Annotated in this window: 18 protein-coding genes; 5 read left to right on the top strand and 13 right to left on the bottom strand. The window is 65.9% G+C overall.

Translation table 11 applies throughout. The features are described 5' to 3' along the window. Positions 1-122 precede the first annotated feature (122 nt). The gene (locus tag BoBH3_RS09820) at positions 123-1,040 is read left to right on the top strand and encodes a formylglycine-generating enzyme family protein (protein ID WP_262331163.1); all 918 of its coding nucleotides are present in this window, start codon (positions 123-125) and stop codon (positions 1,038-1,040) included. A gap of 33 nt (positions 1,041-1,073) precedes the next feature. Then, a complete protein-coding gene (locus BoBH3_RS09815; protein WP_262330622.1) occupies positions 1,074-2,702 on the top strand; it encodes an arylsulfatase in 1,629 nt (542 codons plus the stop codon). A 396-nt stretch (positions 2,703-3,098) separates the two neighbouring features. On the opposite strand, the gene BoBH3_RS09805 is transcribed toward BoBH3_RS09815, so the two are convergent. The 11 genes from BoBH3_RS09805 to BoBH3_RS09755 form a co-directional block, all read right to left on the bottom strand. Then, on the bottom strand, positions 3,099-4,511 hold the full coding sequence (locus tag BoBH3_RS09805) for an NAD(P)-binding domain-containing protein (protein ID WP_262330621.1): 1,413 nt from the start codon (positions 4,509-4,511) through the stop codon (positions 3,099-3,101). Between the two features lie 54 nt (positions 4,512-4,565). After that, on the bottom strand, positions 4,566-4,883 hold the full coding sequence (locus tag BoBH3_RS09800; protein ID WP_262331162.1) for an ArsR/SmtB family transcription factor: 318 nt from the start codon (positions 4,881-4,883) through the stop codon (positions 4,566-4,568). 59 nt (positions 4,884-4,942) lie between these two features. After that, entirely contained in the window at positions 4,943-5,995 is a 1,053-nt protein-coding gene (gene arsB / locus BoBH3_RS09795; RefSeq protein WP_262330620.1) for an ACR3 family arsenite efflux transporter, read from the bottom strand. A 7-nt stretch (positions 5,996-6,002) separates the two neighbouring features. Further along, positions 6,003-6,428 carry an arsenate reductase (glutaredoxin) gene (gene arsC / locus BoBH3_RS09790; RefSeq protein WP_262330619.1) on the bottom strand — a complete coding sequence of 142 codons (426 nt, stop codon included), beginning with the start codon at positions 6,426-6,428 and terminating at the stop codon, positions 6,003-6,005. Next, positions 6,428-6,955: an arsenate reductase ArsC gene (locus BoBH3_RS09785; RefSeq protein ID WP_262330618.1), complete on the bottom strand. Its 528-nt coding sequence runs from the start codon at positions 6,953-6,955 to the stop codon at positions 6,428-6,430. Before BoBH3_RS09785 ends, arsC begins: the two co-directional genes overlap by 1 nt. Beyond that, positions 6,948-7,304 (bottom strand): ArsR/SmtB family transcription factor, encoded by a 357-nt coding sequence (locus tag BoBH3_RS09780; RefSeq protein ID WP_262330617.1) that lies wholly within the window; start codon positions 7,302-7,304, stop codon positions 6,948-6,950. The genes BoBH3_RS09785 and BoBH3_RS09780 overlap by 8 nt, the downstream gene beginning before the upstream one ends. A gap of 233 nt (positions 7,305-7,537) precedes the next feature. After that, positions 7,538-9,022, bottom strand: coding sequence for a tripartite tricarboxylate transporter permease (locus BoBH3_RS09775; protein WP_262330616.1), 1,485 nt, complete (start codon positions 9,020-9,022; stop codon positions 7,538-7,540). Further along, positions 9,019-9,501, bottom strand: a complete 483-nt coding sequence (locus BoBH3_RS09770; RefSeq protein WP_262330615.1) for a tripartite tricarboxylate transporter TctB family protein — start codon at positions 9,499-9,501, stop codon at positions 9,019-9,021. The genes BoBH3_RS09775 and BoBH3_RS09770 overlap by 4 nt, the downstream gene beginning before the upstream one ends. Next, positions 9,498-10,460: a Bug family tripartite tricarboxylate transporter substrate binding protein gene (locus BoBH3_RS09765; protein WP_262330614.1), complete on the bottom strand. Its 963-nt coding sequence runs from the start codon at positions 10,458-10,460 to the stop codon at positions 9,498-9,500. The genes BoBH3_RS09770 and BoBH3_RS09765 overlap by 4 nt, the downstream gene beginning before the upstream one ends. An 84-nt stretch (positions 10,461-10,544) precedes the next feature. Beyond that, the gene (locus BoBH3_RS09760) at positions 10,545-12,020 is read right to left on the bottom strand and encodes an NAD(P)-binding domain-containing protein (RefSeq protein ID WP_262330613.1); all 1,476 of its coding nucleotides are present in this window, start codon (positions 12,018-12,020) and stop codon (positions 10,545-10,547) included. Then, positions 12,017-13,000: a LysR family transcriptional regulator gene (locus BoBH3_RS09755; RefSeq protein WP_262330612.1), complete on the bottom strand. Its 984-nt coding sequence runs from the start codon at positions 12,998-13,000 to the stop codon at positions 12,017-12,019. The genes BoBH3_RS09760 and BoBH3_RS09755 overlap by 4 nt, the downstream gene beginning before the upstream one ends. A gap of 105 nt (positions 13,001-13,105) precedes the next feature. On the opposite strand from BoBH3_RS09755, the gene BoBH3_RS09750 reads away from it, so the two are divergent. Next, positions 13,106-13,600 (top strand): CMD domain protein, encoded by a 495-nt coding sequence (locus BoBH3_RS09750; protein WP_262330611.1) that lies wholly within the window; start codon positions 13,106-13,108, stop codon positions 13,598-13,600. Beyond that, complete coding sequence (locus BoBH3_RS09745) at positions 13,597-14,172, top strand: peroxidase-related enzyme (protein WP_262330610.1); 576 nt, start codon at positions 13,597-13,599, stop codon at positions 14,170-14,172. The genes BoBH3_RS09750 and BoBH3_RS09745 overlap by 4 nt, the downstream gene beginning before the upstream one ends. Positions 14,173-14,189: 17 nt before the next feature. On the opposite strand, the gene BoBH3_RS09740 is transcribed toward BoBH3_RS09745, so the two are convergent. Both BoBH3_RS09740 and BoBH3_RS09735 read right to left on the bottom strand, forming a co-directional pair. Further along, positions 14,190-15,257 (bottom strand): NAD/NADP octopine/nopaline dehydrogenase family protein, encoded by a 1,068-nt coding sequence (locus BoBH3_RS09740; RefSeq protein WP_262330609.1) that lies wholly within the window; start codon positions 15,255-15,257, stop codon positions 14,190-14,192. Between the two features lie 20 nt (positions 15,258-15,277). Continuing rightward, on the bottom strand, positions 15,278-15,964 hold the full coding sequence (locus BoBH3_RS09735; protein ID WP_262330608.1) for a GntR family transcriptional regulator: 687 nt from the start codon (positions 15,962-15,964) through the stop codon (positions 15,278-15,280). A 219-nt stretch (positions 15,965-16,183) separates the two neighbouring features. On the opposite strand from BoBH3_RS09735, the gene BoBH3_RS09730 reads away from it, so the two are divergent. Then, a complete protein-coding gene (locus BoBH3_RS09730; protein ID WP_262330607.1) occupies positions 16,184-17,692 on the top strand; it encodes an ABC transporter substrate-binding protein in 1,509 nt (502 codons plus the stop codon). The last annotated feature ends 98 nt before the right edge of the window (positions 17,693-17,790 follow it).

Below are 17,790 nucleotides of genomic sequence, written 5' to 3'. Positions count from 1 at the left end.
GCTTGGCGGCGTCCCGTGCAACCGACCGCACGATCGCATTCATGAAATTGGGGTTGTCGATGCTCCGCGAAACGACCTTGACCCAGCATGATCCCGCCCCCGCCGAGGCGTCTCATACAGGCATGGTCTGGCTTGGGGGCGGCACGTTCCGCATGGGCTCGGATCGCCATTATCCCGAAGAGGCGCCTTCGCATCATGTTGCGGTGGGCGGCTTCTGGATCGATCCCACCCCGGTCACCAACCGCCAGTTCCGCGAATTCGTGCGGGCGACCGGCTACGTGACCATCGCTGAGCGGACGCCCGAACTGAAGGCTTATCCCAACGCCTTGCCGCACATGCTCAGGGCAGGCTCCCTCGTTTTCAATCCACCGGACCATCCCGTCGATCTCCGCGACTGGAGCCAATGGTGGACCTATCTGTTCGGCGCGAACTGGCGTCGCCCCTATGGGCAGGGGTCATCGATCAGGGAATCTGGCGACCATCCGGTCGTGCATGTCGCCTACGCCGATGCCGAGGCCTATGCCGCCTGGGCCGGCAAAGCGCTGCCGACGGAAGCCGAATGGGAATATGCGGCGCGAGGCGGGCTTGAAGACGCCGAATTCGCCTGGGGCGACGAGCTCGTGCCTGGCGGGCAGCATATGGCCAATACCTGGCAAGGCGCTTTCCCTTTCCAGAACAAGCGCGAGGACGGCTTCGAACGCACCTCGCCCGTCACGGCCTTTCCGCCGAACGGCTACGGTCTGCACGACATGATCGGCAATGTCTGGGAATGGACAGCCGACTGGTACGTCCCGCAGCATCAAGCCGATGCCGCCAAGGCCTGCTGCATTCCCAGGAATCCGCGCGGCGCCCGCGCCGACCAGAGCTACGATCCGCGTCAGCCCGAGAACCGGATCCCCCGCAAGGTGCTCAAGGGTGGCTCGCATCTCTGCGCACCCAGCTACTGCAAGCGCTACCGCCCCGCGGCGCGCCATCCGGAGCCGGTGGATACCTCCGCCAGTCATGTCGGCTTCCGATGCGTCTTCAGACCCTCGGCCTGACCCAACTCATCCCCGCAGCGAAGGAGGACCATGATGAAAAGTAATCCGGAAAATGACGGCAAGAGCGACAACGAACTGCCAGAACCAAGCCGCCTGAACCGCCGCAACATCCTGTTATCCGGCACGGCGCTGTTCGCCGCTGCCGCCGCCGGCACGGGTGCCGTCGCGCAGCAGCAGCCGCCGGCTCGTCCACCTGCGGCTGGCGCAAGGCAGCCGAACATTCTGGTCATCTGGGGCGATGACATCGGCACCTGGAACATCAGCCACAACAACCGCGGCATGATGGGCTACCAGACCCCGAACATCGACCGCATCGCCCGCGAGGGTGTCGGCTTCACCGACTATTACGGCCAGCAGAGCTGCACGGCCGGGCGCGCCGCCTTCATCGGCGGCAACGTGCCTGTGCGCACCGGCATGACCAAGGTCGGCCTGCCGGGAGCCAAGGAGGGCTGGCAGAAGACCGACGTCACCATGGCGACCGTTCTGAAGTCGCAAGGCTATTCCACCGGCCAGTTCGGCAAGAACCACCAGGGCGACCGCGACGAGCACCTGCCGACGCAGAATGGTTTCGACGAGTTCCTCGGCAATCTCTACCATCTCAATGCGGAGGAAGAGCCGGAGAACTTCGACTATCCCAAGAGCCCCGAGTTCCGGAAGAAGTTCGGTCCGCGCGGCGTGATCAAGGCCTCGGCCGACGGCAAGATCGAGGACACCGGCCCGCTCACCAAGAAGCGGATGGAGACGATCGACGAGGAAACCAACACCGCGGCGATCGATTTCATCGACCGGCAGGTCAAGGCCAACAAGCCCTTCTTCTGCTGGTGGAACGCGACGCGGATGCATTTCCGCACCCATGTGAAGGACGCTAATCGGGGCAAGTCCGGGCAGGACGAGTACAGCGACGGCATGGTCGAACACGACGGCATGGTCGGACTGCTCCTGAAGAAGCTCGACGATCTCGGCATCGCCGACAACACCATCGTCTTCTATTCAACTGACAACGGCCCGCACTACAACACTTGGCCGGACGCCGGCACCACGCCATTCCGCAGCGAGAAGAACTCGAACTGGGAAGGTGCCTATCGCGTCCCTGCGTTCGTTCGCTGGCCGGGGAAGTTCCCCGCCGGGACGACGCTGAACGGCATCGTCGCCCATGAGGACTGGCTGCCGACTTTCGCGGCTGCGGCGGGTGCGGCCGACATCAAGGAGCAATTGCTCAAGGGTGTGACGCTGAATGGCCGCCCCTACAAGAACTACATCGATGGCTACAACCAGCTCGACTATCTCTCCGGGAAGGTGAAGGAATCGCCCCGCAAGGAATTCTGGTACGTCAATGACGACGGTCAGGTCGTCGCGGCACGCTACGAGGACTGGAAGGTCGTCTTCCTGGAGAACCGGGGCCAGGCCTTCGGCGTCTGGCGGGAACCCTTCACCGAGCTGCGTGTGCCTCTTCTCTTCCATCTGCGCCGGGACCCGTTCGAGAAGGCGCAGCACAATGCCAACGTCTACAACGACTGGTTCCTCGAACGCGCGTTCGTCATCGTGCCGATCCAGGGGCTCGCCGCGCAGTTCCTCCAGACGATGAAGGACTACCCGCCAAGCCAGTCGCCGGGATCGTTTAACCTGACCAAGATCGAGGCGCAGCTTCGCGGCGGCGGCTGATCCGATCGCAGGCCAAGGGCCGCCGCCGGTTTCCTGCGGCGGCCTTGATCCATCGAAGGCCGCTGGCCTGCCAGTTTGATCGCCGGGAGAGCATCATGGACCGCCGCGTCTGAAGCAACGAGCCGGCATTGCACGTCCGACAATGGCCCCTACCCTAACCCTTCGCTAGGCCGGGTCGCTTGGTCGCCCTCCCGTCTCCCCGATGAGGCGGCCGACATTAGGCGCAACGGCTCCGGCAGTCAGCAGACCGATCGAGAGTGCCCCGACGATCCAGGACAACGGCCAGCCGTGTCGGCTGCGATGGATGCCGCGAGAATCGCCGGGAGATAGCAGGAGGAAGCCCAGGCGGGGACTAAACCGCCCAGGGCCGAGATGACCGTCAGCCGGTTCGATCGGTCACGCGACCTTGCCGCAGCAAGAGGAAGCTGTCACGGGTTCCGGGAGCTTGGCGGGGCAACCGCAGCCGTCCTGAGCGTCAGCCTTCGCACGGGCGTCATCGGCGCAACAGGCAGCAACAGGGTCGGGCGCAGGGCCGCCGCAGCATGCCGCCGCCCCCGCCGGGGCTGTTGTGCAGACACCGGTCTCCGGGAGAACCAGTTTGACATCGTCCGCGGCCACCATGTCGCCGGCGATGGCGGCGACGACCGACCTGACCTGTTCGAAGCCCGTGAGCATCAGGAAGGTCGGCGCACGCCCGTAGCTCTTGATCCCGACCGCGTAGAAGCCCGGCTCGTGATGCGAGAGTTCGCGATGTCCGTGTGGCGGCACCGAGCCACAGGAATGCAGGTTCGGATCGATCATCGGCCCGAGCATGCGGGTGCTTTCGAGCCAGGGGTCGAGCTCGACCCGTAGCTCTCGGGTCAGGCTGAGATCCGGGCGCTGCCCCGTGCAGGCGACGATCCGGTCGACCGGACCGACGGTGCGTCCGCCCTCCGATGTCTCGCCATTGACGAGCAGGCGTCCGTCTTCCTTCCGGATGCCCGCGAGGGCAAAGCCGCGAACGAGTTCGATCCGGCCGCTATCGACAACCTGCCGCAGTCGAGTCCCGAGGTCGCCGCGCCCGGCGAGTTGATCGTTCGCGCCGCCGCCATAGACCCGGGACAGATCGCGGCCGCGCGTCACCCAGACCGCCTTCGTTGCCGCATCCTGCTCGGCGAGTTCGACAAGGTCGAGCAACACGTTCGCAGCGGAGTGTCCGGCCCCGAGCACCAGGGTCGTTCGCCCCGCATAGGTGTCGCGGTCGCGGTTGAGTACGTCCGGGATGCCGTAGGCGATCCGCTCCGCAAGCGCTTGCTCCCCATCGACGGGCATGCCACCCGCCCCAGCCGGGTTCGGAGTGGTCCAGGTTCCGGAAGCGTCGATGACCGCGCGGGCAAGAACGCGGCGCGTGCCGCCGTCCCGGTCGCGAATGACGAGCTGGAACGGGTGAAGTTCCCGATCCCGGCTCACCACCTTGTCGATGCCGCGGCGCCCGATCGCAATGACGCGGGCGCCGTACTCGATGACCGGGGCGAGCTCGGCCGTCCCGGCCAAGGGAGCCAAGTAGCGATCGACCAGCTCGTGTCCTGTCGGATAGCCCCGCTTGTCCGGCTCCGCCCAACCCGCGGCCTCGAGCAGCTTTCGGCTCGCCGGGTCCACGTTGAATTCCCACGGCGAGAACAGGCGAACATGGCCCCAGTCTCGGATGTTGGCGCCGACCGATTCCCCTGCTTCGCAGACCTTCACGGCCATTCGGCGCGCGATGAGATTGGCCGCGGCGGCAAGGCCGACGGGACCGGCACCGATCACGACGACGGGAAGTTCCTGCATGGTATCCTCTGCTAATACCGGAATGATGGAATTACTTGACAAATCAATGCGCGCTCAGGCGGCCTTTTCGGCCCCCGCCGAGCAACCTTCTTCGATGCAGCATTCCTCGGAAAGGAAGCCAAGCAACGCATGCATCGCCGGATAGACCGCGCGGCAGATCAGGGTCGTCGCTTGCCGCTCCTGCGACACGAGGCCGTTGCGGATCAGGCGCTGGAGGTGGTGCGAGAGCGTCGAGGCGGGAATGCCGAGACGCTCCTGCACCTGCGCGACCGGGAGTCCGCTATGTCCGGCACGGACGAGAACCCGATAGACCTCGAGACGCGTCTGGTTGCCGAGCGCCTCAAGCTGCGCTGCTGCTGTTTCGATATTCATGGAAATAGAGATGCCACGCCGTCGGTCGACGGGCAAGAGCTACTTCCACGATCATCGAATTATTCTGCGGCTTGAACCTTCCGGACGCCGTCACCGCGTTCGTACCAGCCCTTCGAGCGGTTCACGATCCAGACGACGGTGAGCATCACCGGAACCTCGATCAGCACGCCGACAACGGTCGCGAGCGCCGCCCCGGAGTGGAAGCCGAACAGGCTGATCGCTGCCGCCACGGCGAGCTCGAAGAAGTTCGAGGCGCCGATCAGGGCGGACGGCCCGGCAACGCAGTGCTGCTCGCCCGCGAGCCGGTTCAGGACGTAGGCCAGCCCGGCATTGAGGTAGACCTGGATCAGGATCGGGACCGCCAGCAGCGCGATAATCATCGGCTGCGCGAGAATCTGCTCCCCTTGGAAGCCGAAGAGCAGGACGAGTGTCGCCAGCAGCGCGACGAGCGAGGCAGGTCCGAGCCTCGCGAGCAGGCGGTCGAGCGCAGCTTGGCCACCGCGAGCCAGAACGCGGCTGCGCATGACCTGCGCGACGATCACCGGGATGACGATGTAGAGCACGACCGAGAGAACCAGCGTGCCCCAGGGCACCGTGATTGCCGACAGGCCAAGCAGCAGCCCGACGATCGGGGCGAAGGCGGCAACCATGATCGCGTCGTTGAGCGCGACCTGGCTGAGCGTGAAATGCGGCTCGCCCTTGGTCAGGTTCGACCAGACGAAGACCATGGCTGTGCAGGGCGCCGCCGCCAGGATGATCAGGCCGGCGATGTAGCTGTCGATCTGGTCGGCGGGCAGCCACGGCCGGAACAGCCAGGCGATGAAGATCCAGCCGAGCGCCGCCATCGAGAACGGCTTCACCGCCCAGTTGATGAAGAGGGTGACGCCGATTCCGCGCCAGTACCTGCCGACCTGGCCGAGCGCGGCGAAGTCGATCTTCAGCAGCATAGGGATGACCATCAGCCAGATCAGCACGGCGACCGGCAGATTGACCTTGGCGATCTCGGCCGCGCCGACGGCCTGGAAGACGCCCGGCATGAGATGGCCCAGTGTAATGCCGACCACGATACACAGGCCGACCCACAAGGTGAGATAGCGTTCGAAGGTGGACATGCTGACCTCAGGCGAGAGCTGCAGGCCGACCGGCCGCATCAACGACAAGTTCGCCGTCCTCCTTGCGAAACTCGCCGCGTTGCGGCGGCAGGAGCGGCAGAACGGCTTCGGATGGGCGGCAGAGCTTCACGCCCTTTGGAGAGACGACGAGCGGCCGGTTGATGAGGATCGGGTGCGCCTCGATGGCATCGAAGAGAGCCTCGTCGGTCAGGCTCGGATCGCCGAGGCCGAGCTCGGCGAAGGGCGTGCCCTTCTCGCGGAGGATTTCCCGGACGCTCAGCCCGGCGCGTTCAAGGAGCTGCTTCAGCAAGGCGCGCGTGGGTGGCGTTTTCAGATACTCGATAACGTGCGGCTCGACGCCAGCATTGCGGATCAAGCCAAGGGTGTTCCGGGAAGTCCCACAGTCGGGATTATGGTAGACGATGACGTCCATCACGCGACCTCCGGGCGACGGCCGCTCGCTCCTTCGAGGCCACCGATCTGCCGAAGCTTCTGCGTCAGTATCATCTCGTCGAGGCTCGTCATGGGAAGCGAGAGAAGCACGTTGATGCGGTTGCGCAGGTAACGAAGCGCCGTCACGAAGGCGCGCTCGCGTTCGATCTCGCTGCCCTGAACGTTGGACGGGTCCTCGATGCCCCAGTGCGCCGTGATCGGCTGCCCCGGCCAGAGCGGACACGCTTCGCCGGCGGCCTGATCGCAGACCGTGATCACGAGATCCATGACGGGTGCGCCCGGCTTCGCGAAGATGTCCCAGGTCTTCGAAGACAGGCCCTCGGTCGGGATGCCTTCTGCCTCGAGTACCTTGAGTGCGATCGGCTTCGGCCCAGGACCGCCCTCGCTGCCAGCGGAGAACGCCCGGAAACGCCCTTCTCCCAGGTGATTGAGCAATGCCTCGGCCATGATCGAGCGGGCGGAATTATGCGTGCAGAGGAACAGAACGTTGTGGATGCGGTCAGGCATCGGTGTCGACCTTCGGTGAGCAACAGGGGCTGAGTTCGGCCATCAGCGGCGCGCAGATTTCCGGGCGCCCGCCACAGCAATCCTTGAGCAGGAACGCCACCGTCCCGCGCAGGGCATCCAGATCCGCCCGGTACACGATGGACCGACTGAACCGCTCGGACCGGATCAGCCCGGCCCGGCTCAGGATGCCGAGGTGGGAGGACATCGTGTTGTGGGGAACCGCGAGTCGGCGTGCGACCTCTCCCGCCGGGAGACCCTCGGGTTCCGCCGCCACCAATAGCCGGAACACATCCAGGCGCGTGCCTTGCGCAAGCGCCGCCAGGGCGAGAATGACCTGTTCGTTTTCCATATGTCGAGACTTATCGACATAAAATCTTGCAATCAAGGAAATTTCCGCAGTTCGGAAGGCGCCCGGCTCAGCCGGGCGCACCTTTAGGCGACGGGCTAGACGAAATAGCGATTTGTCGACGGCCGCCAATGGCCCTCAGCTGACTCAGAACGCGTCTGCTTCCCGGCAGTTCATTCGCTGGCTTTGAGGCGTATGGCTCGGCTGCGGAGAGTTGCCGAACGCCATGTCGAGGATCAGGCAGCACTCCGCAATTTGCGCCAGGCCGGCGTCAGCAGGATCGCCGCGCTGAGCAGCGCCAGGGTGATCGCGATCGGCGTCGAGACGAGCGCAGCGGTTCGCCCGCCGGAGATCGTCAGGGCCAGGCGCAGCTGGCTCTCGATCATCGGCCCGAGCAGCAGGCCAAGCACGATCGGCGCGCTCGGATAATCGAGCCGCTCCAGAACATAGCCAACGACGCCGACACCCAGCAGCACCCAGAGGTCGAACACCGCGTTGTTGACCGAATAGACGCCGATGGTCACGAAGAGCAGGATCACCGGAGCGAGCACGATGCGCGGCAGCCTCAGCACCTGGCCGAAGATGCGCGTTGCCGCCAGGCCGCCGAGAACGGCGAGCATCAGCGACGTCACCAGGAACTGCAGCATGAAGCCGTAGACGATGTCGGGATGCTCGCGGAAGAGCTGCGGACCCGGCCGCAGGCCATGGACGAGCAGGCCGCCGAGGATCACGGCAGCCACACCCGAACCCGGAATGCCCAGTGCCAGCGCGGGGATCAGCGATGCGGCGTTGTCAGCGCCATTGCCGCATTCAGAAGCAGCGACGCCCTCGGGATTGCCGTGGCCGAACGTCTCCGGCTTTCGCGCCACCCGCTTCGCCTCGTTATAGGCCAGGAAGGACGACATGCTGCCGCCGGCGCCCGGCAGGATGCCGATGATGATGCCGATCACCGAAGAGCGCAGCCAGACCGGCGTGAAATAGCGCCATTGCCTGAGCGCCGAGCCCTGCGCATGCAGCTTGAGCTTGTCGCCGCTCATGCCGGTCTTCACGGCCTCCTCGACCATCTGCAGCACGGGCGGCACCGCAAACAGGCCGGTAAGCAAGACGATGGCGCTGAAGCCGTCGAGCAGTTCCAATTGGCCGAAGGTGAAGCGCTCCGTGCCATTGGAGATGTCCTGCCCGACGGCGCCGATCAGGAGCCCGATGCCGCAAGCGATCAGGCCCTTAGGCAGGTCGTCGCCCAGCAGCGAGGAGACGGTCGCGAGTCCCAGGATGCCGAGCCAGAAATACTCGATCGGCCCGAACAGCAGGCTGAACGAGACCAGCGGCGGCGAGAGCACGATCAGCGCCAGCGAAGACAGGACGCTGCCGATCACGCCCGAGAGCAGCGCCACCTGGAGCGCATAGGCCGCCTGGCCATTTTGCGTCATCTTGTAGCCGTCGAGCACCGTGGCGACGGAGGCCGGCGTGCCCGGCACACGCATCAGGATCGCCGGGATCGCGCCGCCATAGGAACCGCCATTGTACATGCCGGCCATCATGCCCAGCGCGAACAGAGGATCGAGCCCGAAGGTCAGCGGGATGAGAACAGCGAGCCCGGTGACGACGGTGAGCCCCGGCAGGCAGCCGACGACAAGGCCTGCGACGACGCCGATGACCATCGCCAGAAAGTTCATCGGCGCGAAGACGAGCGGCAGGGCGTGAATCAGCGCGTCGATCATCGGAAGAGCCTCCCGAGCGGCGAGAGGATATCGGGCGGGATCGGTCGTTCCAGAGCGAGCACGAAGATCAGCAGGATCGAGACGACAGAGATCACGGCGACGACGAAGGATAGGCCCCAGCGCCGGAAGCCGACGCTGGCCGGCAGCAGCACGCCGAGCGCGACGCTCGGCAGGATGAAGCCGACCAGGCTGACAGCCAGCACATAGAGAACGAGCGCGACCAGACCGATCGCCAGCCGCGGAGCATGCTCCGCGAACGAGCCGGGCGTGGCGTGTCCCTGCAGGCGGCGCAGCACCTCGCGCACGAGCACCCAGCAGCCGAGACCGGCCAATGCCGCTCCGATGACGACGGGATAGGTCGCGCTCTCGCCGGGGTAGCCGGAAGCTGTGAAGATGACGGCTGCCGCCCCGGCGATCAGGAGGATCGCGAAGACGATCTCGGCGAGGCTGCGGGAAGTTGGGGCCGACGCGCCGCTCACTTCCACGGCGTCGCCTTCCAGGTCGCTTCGAGGTCGCTCGTGGCGCCGTCGAGGAAGGCCTTGTATTCCGCCGAGGCGAGATACTGCAGCGGGATTTCCGCGCGCTTGGCCGCGTCGAGATATTCCGGATCCTTGAGCGCCTGGTCGATGGCCTTTTCAAGCTTCGCGATGATGTCGGCCGGGATGCCCTTCGGAGCGGCGATGCCACGCGTGGCGCCGGCCACGACGTCATAGCCGCCCTCGCGGAAGGTCGGCGCATCGGGCAGATAGGGCGAACGCTCGGCGCTCATCACGCCGATCACCCTGATCTGGCCCTCGCGTGCGATCTGCAGAGCCTCGCTCAGATTCATCGTCGCGGCGGGAATGTGCCCACCCAGAACCGCCTGCCGGACCGGGGCCGTACCGCCGAAGAAGGCCGGCGTGAACTTGGCATCGGCGAGGCGCTGGAAGTTCAGCAGAGCGATGTGCTCGGAAGAGCCGCTGACGCCCGACGTGCCGATGACGACAGCTCCTGCCCCTTTCTTAGCGGCTTCGACGACATCCTTCAGCGAGGTGTAGGGGCTGCTCTTCGGAACGACCAGCACGCCGGGATCGTAAACGAGGTTCGCGACCGGCTGGAAGTCGCTCATCTTGAACTTGGCTTTGCCCTCGATCACCAGAGCATTGATGGCCGGCGCGTTGATGAAGCCGATCGTGTAGCCGTCCGGTTTGGCCTGGGCGACAGCCGTCCAGCCGATCTCGCCGCCCGCGCCGGGCTTGTTGATGACGCCGATGCGGGCGTTGCCGCCGAGATACTTCTCCATGTAGCGGGCGATCGAACGGGCCGCGACGTCCGTGCCGCCGCCGGGCGCGAAGGCGACGATCATCTCGATCGGTTTCTCGGGATAGGCCTGCGCAAGAGCCGGCGCGGGGCCGGCGAGGATCGCGGTGAGAGCGGCTACTAGCGTCAGCGTCTTCATGATCGGCTCCTTCGATGCGCAAGTGGTGCGATGGGTCGGTCGTGATGGCAGTCTCGGCAAAGCTGTTGTTATGTGTCCTCGGTCTCAGGCGATCACCCGGTCGCGAGGTTCGGCCGCAGGCGCGTCCGCGTCGGTCCATTCGTCGCCGAGCAGCTCCGGCGCATCGAAACCGACAAGCGCCTCGTAATGCGCCTTCCGATCGGCGACGAAGAGCGCGCGCGCGATGCCGCGCGCCAGGCGCTGCGCGCCCTCGCTGACCGCCGGGATGTCGCCCGACAGCTTGCCGTGCGAGAGCATGGCCGGGTAGTTGAAGCAGTGGATGAGTGAGAGCGCCGGGCAGGTGCCGGGCTCGCGTTCCTGGAATTCGAAGCCGGGGCCAAGATCGGGCGCATTCGCCAGCTCGGCATTGTCGATGCCGGCCGGCGGCGCGTAGCGGTCCTTCCAGAAACGGATGAAGGGGGCCACGGCGGCCAGTTCCCCGCGCACGCCGAGATCGACCGAGAAGCCGGTCGCCATGATCAGGAAATCCAGCGGATAAGCGCCCTTGGCAGTCGTCAGCACGAGATGGCCGTCGCGTTCGACGAGGCTCTCGATCGGGCTGCCGAGATGGAAGCGGGCCTGAGGGTGGCGCGAGACGCGCAAGGTCGAGTCGCGCGGGGGCGGTGTCTGCGCCTTCATCGCATAGTCGAGGAAGCGCCATTTCCAGTCGTCGGGCAGGCCGGCGAAGCCATGGACGACGCCCTGGCTGCCGATGCCGGTGAACTTGTTGATCCGCGGCAGGTCCTTGCGGCGCACGAACAGGTCCAGGCTGGCTGCGCCGCGCTCCAGGGCCTCGGCCGCATTGTCCATGGCCGAGGCGCCTGCCCCAACGACGCCGACGCGCTTGCCCGCCAGTGCGGCGAAGTCGATCTCGTCGGCGCTGTGAGCCCAAAGACTGCGGCCGATGCCGGACACGATCGGCGGGACCCACGATCCGCCGAGACCGTCGCGGCCCGTCGCCAGCACGAGATGGCGGGCAAGAATCTCGCGCTCGCCCCCGGCCTCTCTCAGGCGCAGGGTCAGGAGATCATCGGGACCCGGCGTGACCGCGACGAGTTCGACCTCGTTGCGAACCGGCAGGTCCAACACCTTGCGATACCAGACCAGATACTCCATCCATTGCTGGCGCGGGATCTTGCCGAGCGCCTCCCAGGCCTCGCTCCCGAACTGCGCCTCATACCAGGCCCTGAACGTCAGAGCCGGCAGCCCCAGCGCCGGCCCAGTCAATTGCTTGGGCGAGCGCAGGGTTTCCATGCGCGCGTAGGTTACCCAAGGGCCCTCGCGACCGGCCGGAGCCTTGTCGAGCACGAGCAGGCTGGAGATGCCCAGCCCCTTGATCGCGGCAGCGGCCGCCAGGCCGCACATGCCCGCCCCCACCACGACGACATCGGTCACGGGCTGCCCGGCGACCTCGCGCGGCGGCACCCAGCTCTTGGCCGGCCATTCCAGCCAGGACAGATCCTGCTGCAGCCGGAGTTCGAGCTGGCGCAACCCGGACGGTTGCTGCTGAAGGGCATTCATGGCGTCAATGTCTCGTGGGAAGGCGCGGCGGCATGGCCGAAGGCATCTGCCATCAGCCGATCGCGCGCCGCTGCCGGGTGCTTGACGAAACCTGGGATGGTTTCGCGGGAAATCGCCTCGAGCCTGTCGATCAAGCCCGAGATCAGCGCCGTCGAGGGGCGCCCATAGGGCGTGACAACAGCCCAGAAGAAGGAGATCGGTACGTCGATCGGCCGGATCACGACACCGTCGACCGGCATGCCGCAGGCGATGATCGGCTCGACGATGGCGATACCGAGGCCGGCGCGGGCCGACATGATCGCCGTGTTCGAGGTGTTGGTGTCGAGGACGGAAGCCGGGGAAACGCCCCGCTGACGCAAGGCGAGATCGACGCGCCGGCGCCAGCGGAAGGGATTCGCCATGGTGATCAGGCGCCGGCCGGACAGGGCCGAGAGTGGAATGCGCTCTGCCTTTGCCAGCGGATCGTCGGCCGCCACCGCGGCGACGCAAGGCGCCTCCCCGATCCAATGAATTTCCAGCGCAGGATGATCGACCGGAAGGCTGGTGATCCCGATTTCCGAAACCTGTGTCGCAACCGCCTGGACGACCTGCTCCGCCAACGCCGTCCGGATGTGGATCTGCTCAGGAAGGGCATCGCCTCCCAGTTGGCGCAGCGCCGTAGGCAGCATGCCAACGGAGAAAGAGGCGATCGAGGCGACCGAAAGCGAGCGAGGCCGGTCGAGCGCGATCGCATCGGCCCGCTCGCGGAGCTGCCGGAGCCAGGCCATGACCGGCTCGACCTCCTGATGGAAGCGCAATCCTTGCTCGGTCGGAGTGACGCGCGGGCCAGCGCGATGGAGCAGGCCGAAGCCGAGCGACGTTTCGAGATCCTGGATCAGGCGGGTGAGCGCCGGCTGCGAGCGGCCGAGCAAGCGAGCAGCGCCGGTGATGCTACCGGCGGACATGACTGCGGCGAAGGCCTCGAGCTGCTTCAGGTCCATCCTGCCTCACCATTCACATTACGAATGATATGGACATGATGATGCAGGTCAAGCATGATTCTTGCTTGCCCTTTCGGGCTGCTCAGCCGGTGCGGGAAGGACGAGATGACGCTGATTGAAACTCTGGCCGGCGTTCAGGCGGGTACGCCGCTCGCCGACGCGATTGCGCAGCGGGCCGAAATCATGGGGCTGAGCCAGGCCAGCCACGACGCCGTGCTGCTGCCGCGCGACCCGGGCGGACTCAGCCATGCTGAGCGAGCGGCCCTCGCTGCACGAATGGCCGGCTGGAACGACGATCCCGCGCTGGTCGCCCATTATCGAACATTGCTCGCAAAGGCTGGCGAGCCCCCTGCCCTGGCGGCCATCGCGGCTGGCGAAGCGGATGCTAGTCTGACGGTCGAACCGCGCTTCGCCGCCATCATCCGCCATGCCGATCTGCTGACGCGGCGTACCCGCGACGCCCGCAAGGAGGATATCGCAGCCCTCATCGCCGCAGGCGTCAGCGAGCCGGACATTGTTCGCCTCGCCGAGCTCGCAGCCTTCGTCAACTATCAGGCCCGTGTGATCGCCGGCCTGCGCCTTCTGGGAGCGGCGGCATGAGCCGGGTTGTCCATGAATTCACGGCGACGGTCCCGCGCTGGGCGCCCTATGTCACGCCGGTGGAGCTCGACAAGGCGACGCCTGAGCAGCGCGACGCCATGCAGATCACGCCGTCGAGCAAGGGCATCTCGCCCTATGTGCTGACGCTGGCGCATGATCCGGAATCGTTGAAGGTCCGCTCGCCGCTGTTCAACACGATCATGTACGGCAAGGGCGGCCTGTCCTCGGCGGAGCGCGAACTCGGCGCCGTTGCCGCGTCGATCGTCAATTCATGCGTCTACTGCGTCGCGGTCCACGCCTCGCGCTTCAATCAGCTCACCAAGCGGCCCGAGGTGATGGAGACGATCTTCGCTGGTGGCGTCGCGGCAGAGCTCGAAGACCATCATCAGGCCATCTTCGATTTCGCGGTGAAGCTGTCGCAATCTCCGCCGGCCGCCGGACCTGCCGAAATCGCGGCGCTGCGCGACATCGGCCTCTCGGAGGTGGAGATCCTCGACCTGATCCTGTCGGCCTCGATCTTCGGCTGGGCCAACAGACTGATGCATACGCTCGGCGAGCCGGTCAGGGACTGACCGGCTCGAGCGCGCGCCTACTCCCCGCGGAGCTCCTTATGCAGCGCCGCAGCCGAAAGCCGGCCTAGATCCAATGCCGGAAGCAGATCGTTCTCCGCCCGGAAATCGCGGGCGCAGATCGCATCGAACAAGGCGATGCCAGCCTGGTGAAGCGGCAGCCTGACGTCCGTCACCGCCCCCAGTGCTTCGAGGGGGGCGAGACCGAAGGGCACATCCTCTGTGATGAAGCGGGTGTCCAGCGTCTTGGGGCCAAGCAGCTCCGGACGGTTCTTGTAGACCGCCGCGGCCATCTCGCCGACCGGCCCGGGCGTCACGCCGAATGAATGGACATAGTGATCCTGCACGCTGCGGACCGAGAGGCCGAAGGCCTTGGCCAGCTCCAGCCGCTCGACATCCATCGCATCGACGATCCGGCCGACACCCTGGGTGATCGAGCCGTAGTTCGGCCAATCCTCGCCCTTTTCGGCGCGGGTGAGATTGCCGAGCATATTGGCTACATGGGCCGGTGGATTGAGGTTGCTGAGCATGATCGCCAGCACGTCGTCGCGCGGCTCGAAGCGATCCCCGAAGAGCGCGCGGCAAATGGCGAGACCGGCCTCGGCATGGCGCACGGGCAGGGTCGCAACGTCGAGCTTCGCGCGGATACCCGAGATATGGACGCTACGCGGCCCGCTCTTGCGGGCGGTGAGCGCCGTGGTCGCCCAGGTCGCGATCGGCAGGTCGAGCCCGCGCGCCGTCAGCAGACGGTGCAGATAGAGCGCCGCGAAGGAACAGTGGGCGCTGATGACCACAGTCTGGCCCGCAGCGAGATGTGGCGCGATGGCGTCGATCACCGTCTTGAAGCCATTGGCCTGCACCGCGAGGATAACGGCTTCCGCGCCGGCGAGCGCAGCCGCGGCATCCGGGGCGACGCGCAATGGCAGCGAGGTTTCGAGCTTCCCGGTGACGGCCAACGGCGCGTCGCCGGCGAAATCGGCGAGAGCCGCACCACTGGGCGACCAGATGACGGGCTCGTGCCCCTGACCGGTCAGATAGGCGGCATAGCCGCGCCCGATTCCGCCCGAGCCGATGATGGCGACGCGCATGGGATAATCCTCTGGATGCTTCAGATGATGTCGATTCCGCCCAGCGTGTGCCGGTGAACGATTGCCGCAAGGCCGGCCGAATCCTGCGCGCGCAGGCATTCGACGATCTCGTAGTGATCGCGCACCGTGCGGGCGAGAAGAGTCGCGGTGTTCTTCTCGCGCGTCAGGGTGACCGGCACGCGGCTGCGCAGGTCGAAGATCATCGAGACGAGGTCCTTGTTCGGACAGTATTCGAGCATTGCAGCGTGGAAGGCATAATTCGCCTCCTCCTGTGCGACCACGGTCTCGGCCTTGACGGCTTCTGCGAAGGCGTCGGCGCGTAGCAGCAGGCGCTCCAGCCCCGCCTCGTCGATATGCGTCAGGACCTCAGCGGCGGCAGCGACCTCGAGGACGGCACGGATCGTCACGACATTGCGGAAGCGTGCCTTGTCGAAGGTCTCCACCCGGTAGCCGCGATTGGCCTCGAGCTTGACGAAGCCCTTTTCCTCGAGCCGGTCCAGCGCCTGGCGGATGTCGAGGCGCGAGGCGCCGTACTGCGCTTCGAGATCAACCTGCTTGAGCCAGGAGCCGGCGCTGAGCCGGCCGGTGCTGATGTCCCGCTCGATCAGTTTCGCGAGCTCGCGGGCTCGCGATGCACTGCCGCCGGCAGCGCGCGCGCCACGCCCTGCGACATCCATCCCGCCGCCCTGTTGGGTCTCAAAAGTCATCAGCGCCGTATTCCGCAGACGAATCCGAACATGCTCGTGGCCATCATCACCCGCTTTGCCGCCCGATCGCAATTCATGCTCGCGACACACGAATGGGTCGGCGGAGATGCCCCTTCCTGCAGGTGCACCGCAATTGAGCAAAAACTTCCATGACACATCATTGACAGATGCCAATCATGAAATCAGGATTGGCGCCAAAGATAAACACAGGGGATTGTCATGCGCAACCAGGCCTCGGCCCACCGCCTCGCCGCCGCCCTCTCCTTCGGGCTCAGTTCCCTCGCACTGTCGGCTCCTGCAACGGCACGCGATCTGACGATCGCGCTGTCGAGCAACGTCAACACGCTCGACCCCTTCAAGTCGACGACGGTCGGCACCGACCTCAGCGTCGCCGCTCACATCTACACGCCGCTGGTCGATCGCGGACCGGACCTCAAGCTGCGCCCCGGCCTCGCCACGAAATGGGAGGCGGTCGGCGACAATGCCTGGCGCTTCACCCTGCGCGAGGGCGTCACCTTCTCGAACGGGGAGAAGCTCGATGCCGAGGCCGTGAAATGGAATGTCGAGCGTGTGCTCGACCCCAAGACCGCGGCGCGCAACAAGCCCTGGTTCGCAGCGATCACGGAAGTCAAAGTGGTCTCGCCGACGGTCGTCGAGTTCCTCAGCAAGGGCGCCTACCCCGACCTGCCCGACCAGATGTCGATGTTCCTGCTGATGCCGCCGAAGTGGACGGCCGAGAACAACCCGGCCGTAACGGCCGTGGGCAGCGGTCCCTACGAGCTGGTGCGTTTCACCAGCGGTGATCGCGTCGAACTCAAGGCCCGCAAGGGTTATTGGGACGAGAAGCCGGCCTTCGACAACGTCACCTTCCGCATCCTCCCGGAGGATTCCTCTCGTATCGCCGCGCTGACAGCCGGCGATGTCGACCTGATCACAGGCTTCCCCACCTCCGAAATCAAGCAGATCAAGGCCGGCGGCAAGGTCGAGGCCGGCTCGGTCGCCGGCACGCGTGGCATGTTCATCAAGCTCAACGGCCTGCGCGCGCCCTTCAAGGATCAACCGAAGCTCTGGCGCGCGCTGAATCTCGCCATCGACCGCAAGGCGATCAATGAGGGGCTGCTCGACGGCCTGGCCGAAGTCAGCGCCTGCCAGCCGCTCTCCTCCGTCTATTTCGGCTTCAACCCCGATCTCAAGCCGGCCGCCTATGATCCGGCGCAGGCCAAGAAGCTGCTCGCCGAGGCCGGTTTCGCCAGCGGCCTGACCATGGAGCTCGAGGTGCCGACCGGCCGCTACATCCAGGCCTCCGACATCGCCCAGGTCGTCGCCTCCCAGCTCGGCGAGGTCGGCGTCAAAGTGAACCTGCGCGAGATGGAGTTCGGCTCCTTCATGAACAAGTACATCGTCGGCAAGAACCTCGGCGACTCCGCCTATTTCGGCCTGGGCTGGCCGACACTCGACGCCGGCGGGCTGCTGAACTTCTGGGAGACGGAGAATCCGCAGTCCTATTGGGGCAGCGAGAGCTTCACCCAGGGCGCCAAGGCGGCCCGCTCTACCAATGACGCGGCCAAGCGGACCGAGCTCTACCGCAAGCTGACCAAGCAGCTCTGCGAGGATTCGCCCTCGCTGTTCATGTTCTTCACCCCGATCACCTACGCCCAGTCGAAGTCCATCGCCTGGCAGGCGCGCGGTGACGACTGGGTGCGCGCGATCGACATCAAGACGCGCTGAGACCGTCTGAGCCGATCATCCGAGCGGCGGACCTTCGGGGCCGCCGCCAGGACTGCTTTGCCTGATTTCCGATCAACCGGGATCGCGACCCAAGCAAC

Source organism: Allobosea sp. BH3 (genome assembly GCF_025499465.1).
Taxonomy (GTDB): Bacteria; Pseudomonadota; Alphaproteobacteria; order Rhizobiales; family Beijerinckiaceae; genus Allobosea.
The sequence above is the reverse complement of the archived record's forward strand: the minus strand, read 5'-3'. Positions and strand labels throughout refer to the sequence as shown.

Bases quoted from the DNA above. Each gene is read 5' to 3' on its own strand.
- BoBH3_RS09820 (WP_262331163.1), top strand. From the start codon at position 123: ATGGTCTGGCTTGGGGGCGGCACGTTCCGCATGGGCTCGGATCGCCAT.
- BoBH3_RS09815 (WP_262330622.1), top strand. From the start codon at position 1,074: ATGAAAAGTAATCCGGAAAATGACGGCAAGAGCGACAACGAACTGCCA.
- BoBH3_RS09805 (WP_262330621.1), bottom strand. From the start codon at position 4,511: ATGCAGGAACTTCCCGTCGTCGTGATCGGTGCCGGTCCCGTCGGCCTT.
- BoBH3_RS09800 (WP_262331162.1), bottom strand. From the start codon at position 4,883: ATGAATATCGAAACAGCAGCAGCGCAGCTTGAGGCGCTCGGCAACCAG.
- arsB (WP_262330620.1), bottom strand. From the start codon at position 5,995: ATGTCCACCTTCGAACGCTATCTCACCTTGTGGGTCGGCCTGTGTATC.
- arsC (WP_262330619.1), bottom strand. From the start codon at position 6,428: ATGGACGTCATCGTCTACCATAATCCCGACTGTGGGACTTCCCGGAAC.
- BoBH3_RS09785 (WP_262330618.1), bottom strand. From the start codon at position 6,955: ATGCCTGACCGCATCCACAACGTTCTGTTCCTCTGCACGCATAATTCC.
- BoBH3_RS09780 (WP_262330617.1), bottom strand. From the start codon at position 7,304: ATGGAAAACGAACAGGTCATTCTCGCCCTGGCGGCGCTTGCGCAAGGC.
- BoBH3_RS09775 (WP_262330616.1), bottom strand. From the start codon at position 9,022: ATGATCGACGCGCTGATTCACGCCCTGCCGCTCGTCTTCGCGCCGATG.
- BoBH3_RS09765 (WP_262330614.1), bottom strand. From the start codon at position 10,460: ATGAAGACGCTGACGCTAGTAGCCGCTCTCACCGCGATCCTCGCCGGC.
- BoBH3_RS09760 (WP_262330613.1), bottom strand. From the start codon at position 12,020: ATGAATGCCCTTCAGCAGCAACCGTCCGGGTTGCGCCAGCTCGAACTC.
- BoBH3_RS09755 (WP_262330612.1), bottom strand. From the start codon at position 13,000: ATGGACCTGAAGCAGCTCGAGGCCTTCGCCGCAGTCATGTCCGCCGGT.
- BoBH3_RS09750 (WP_262330611.1), top strand. From the start codon at position 13,106: ATGACGCTGATTGAAACTCTGGCCGGCGTTCAGGCGGGTACGCCGCTC.
- BoBH3_RS09745 (WP_262330610.1), top strand. From the start codon at position 13,597: ATGAGCCGGGTTGTCCATGAATTCACGGCGACGGTCCCGCGCTGGGCG.
- BoBH3_RS09740 (WP_262330609.1), bottom strand. From the start codon at position 15,257: ATGCGCGTCGCCATCATCGGCTCGGGCGGAATCGGGCGCGGCTATGCC.
- BoBH3_RS09735 (WP_262330608.1), bottom strand. From the start codon at position 15,964: ATGACTTTTGAGACCCAACAGGGCGGCGGGATGGATGTCGCAGGGCGT.
- BoBH3_RS09730 (WP_262330607.1), top strand. From the start codon at position 16,184: ATGCGCAACCAGGCCTCGGCCCACCGCCTCGCCGCCGCCCTCTCCTTC.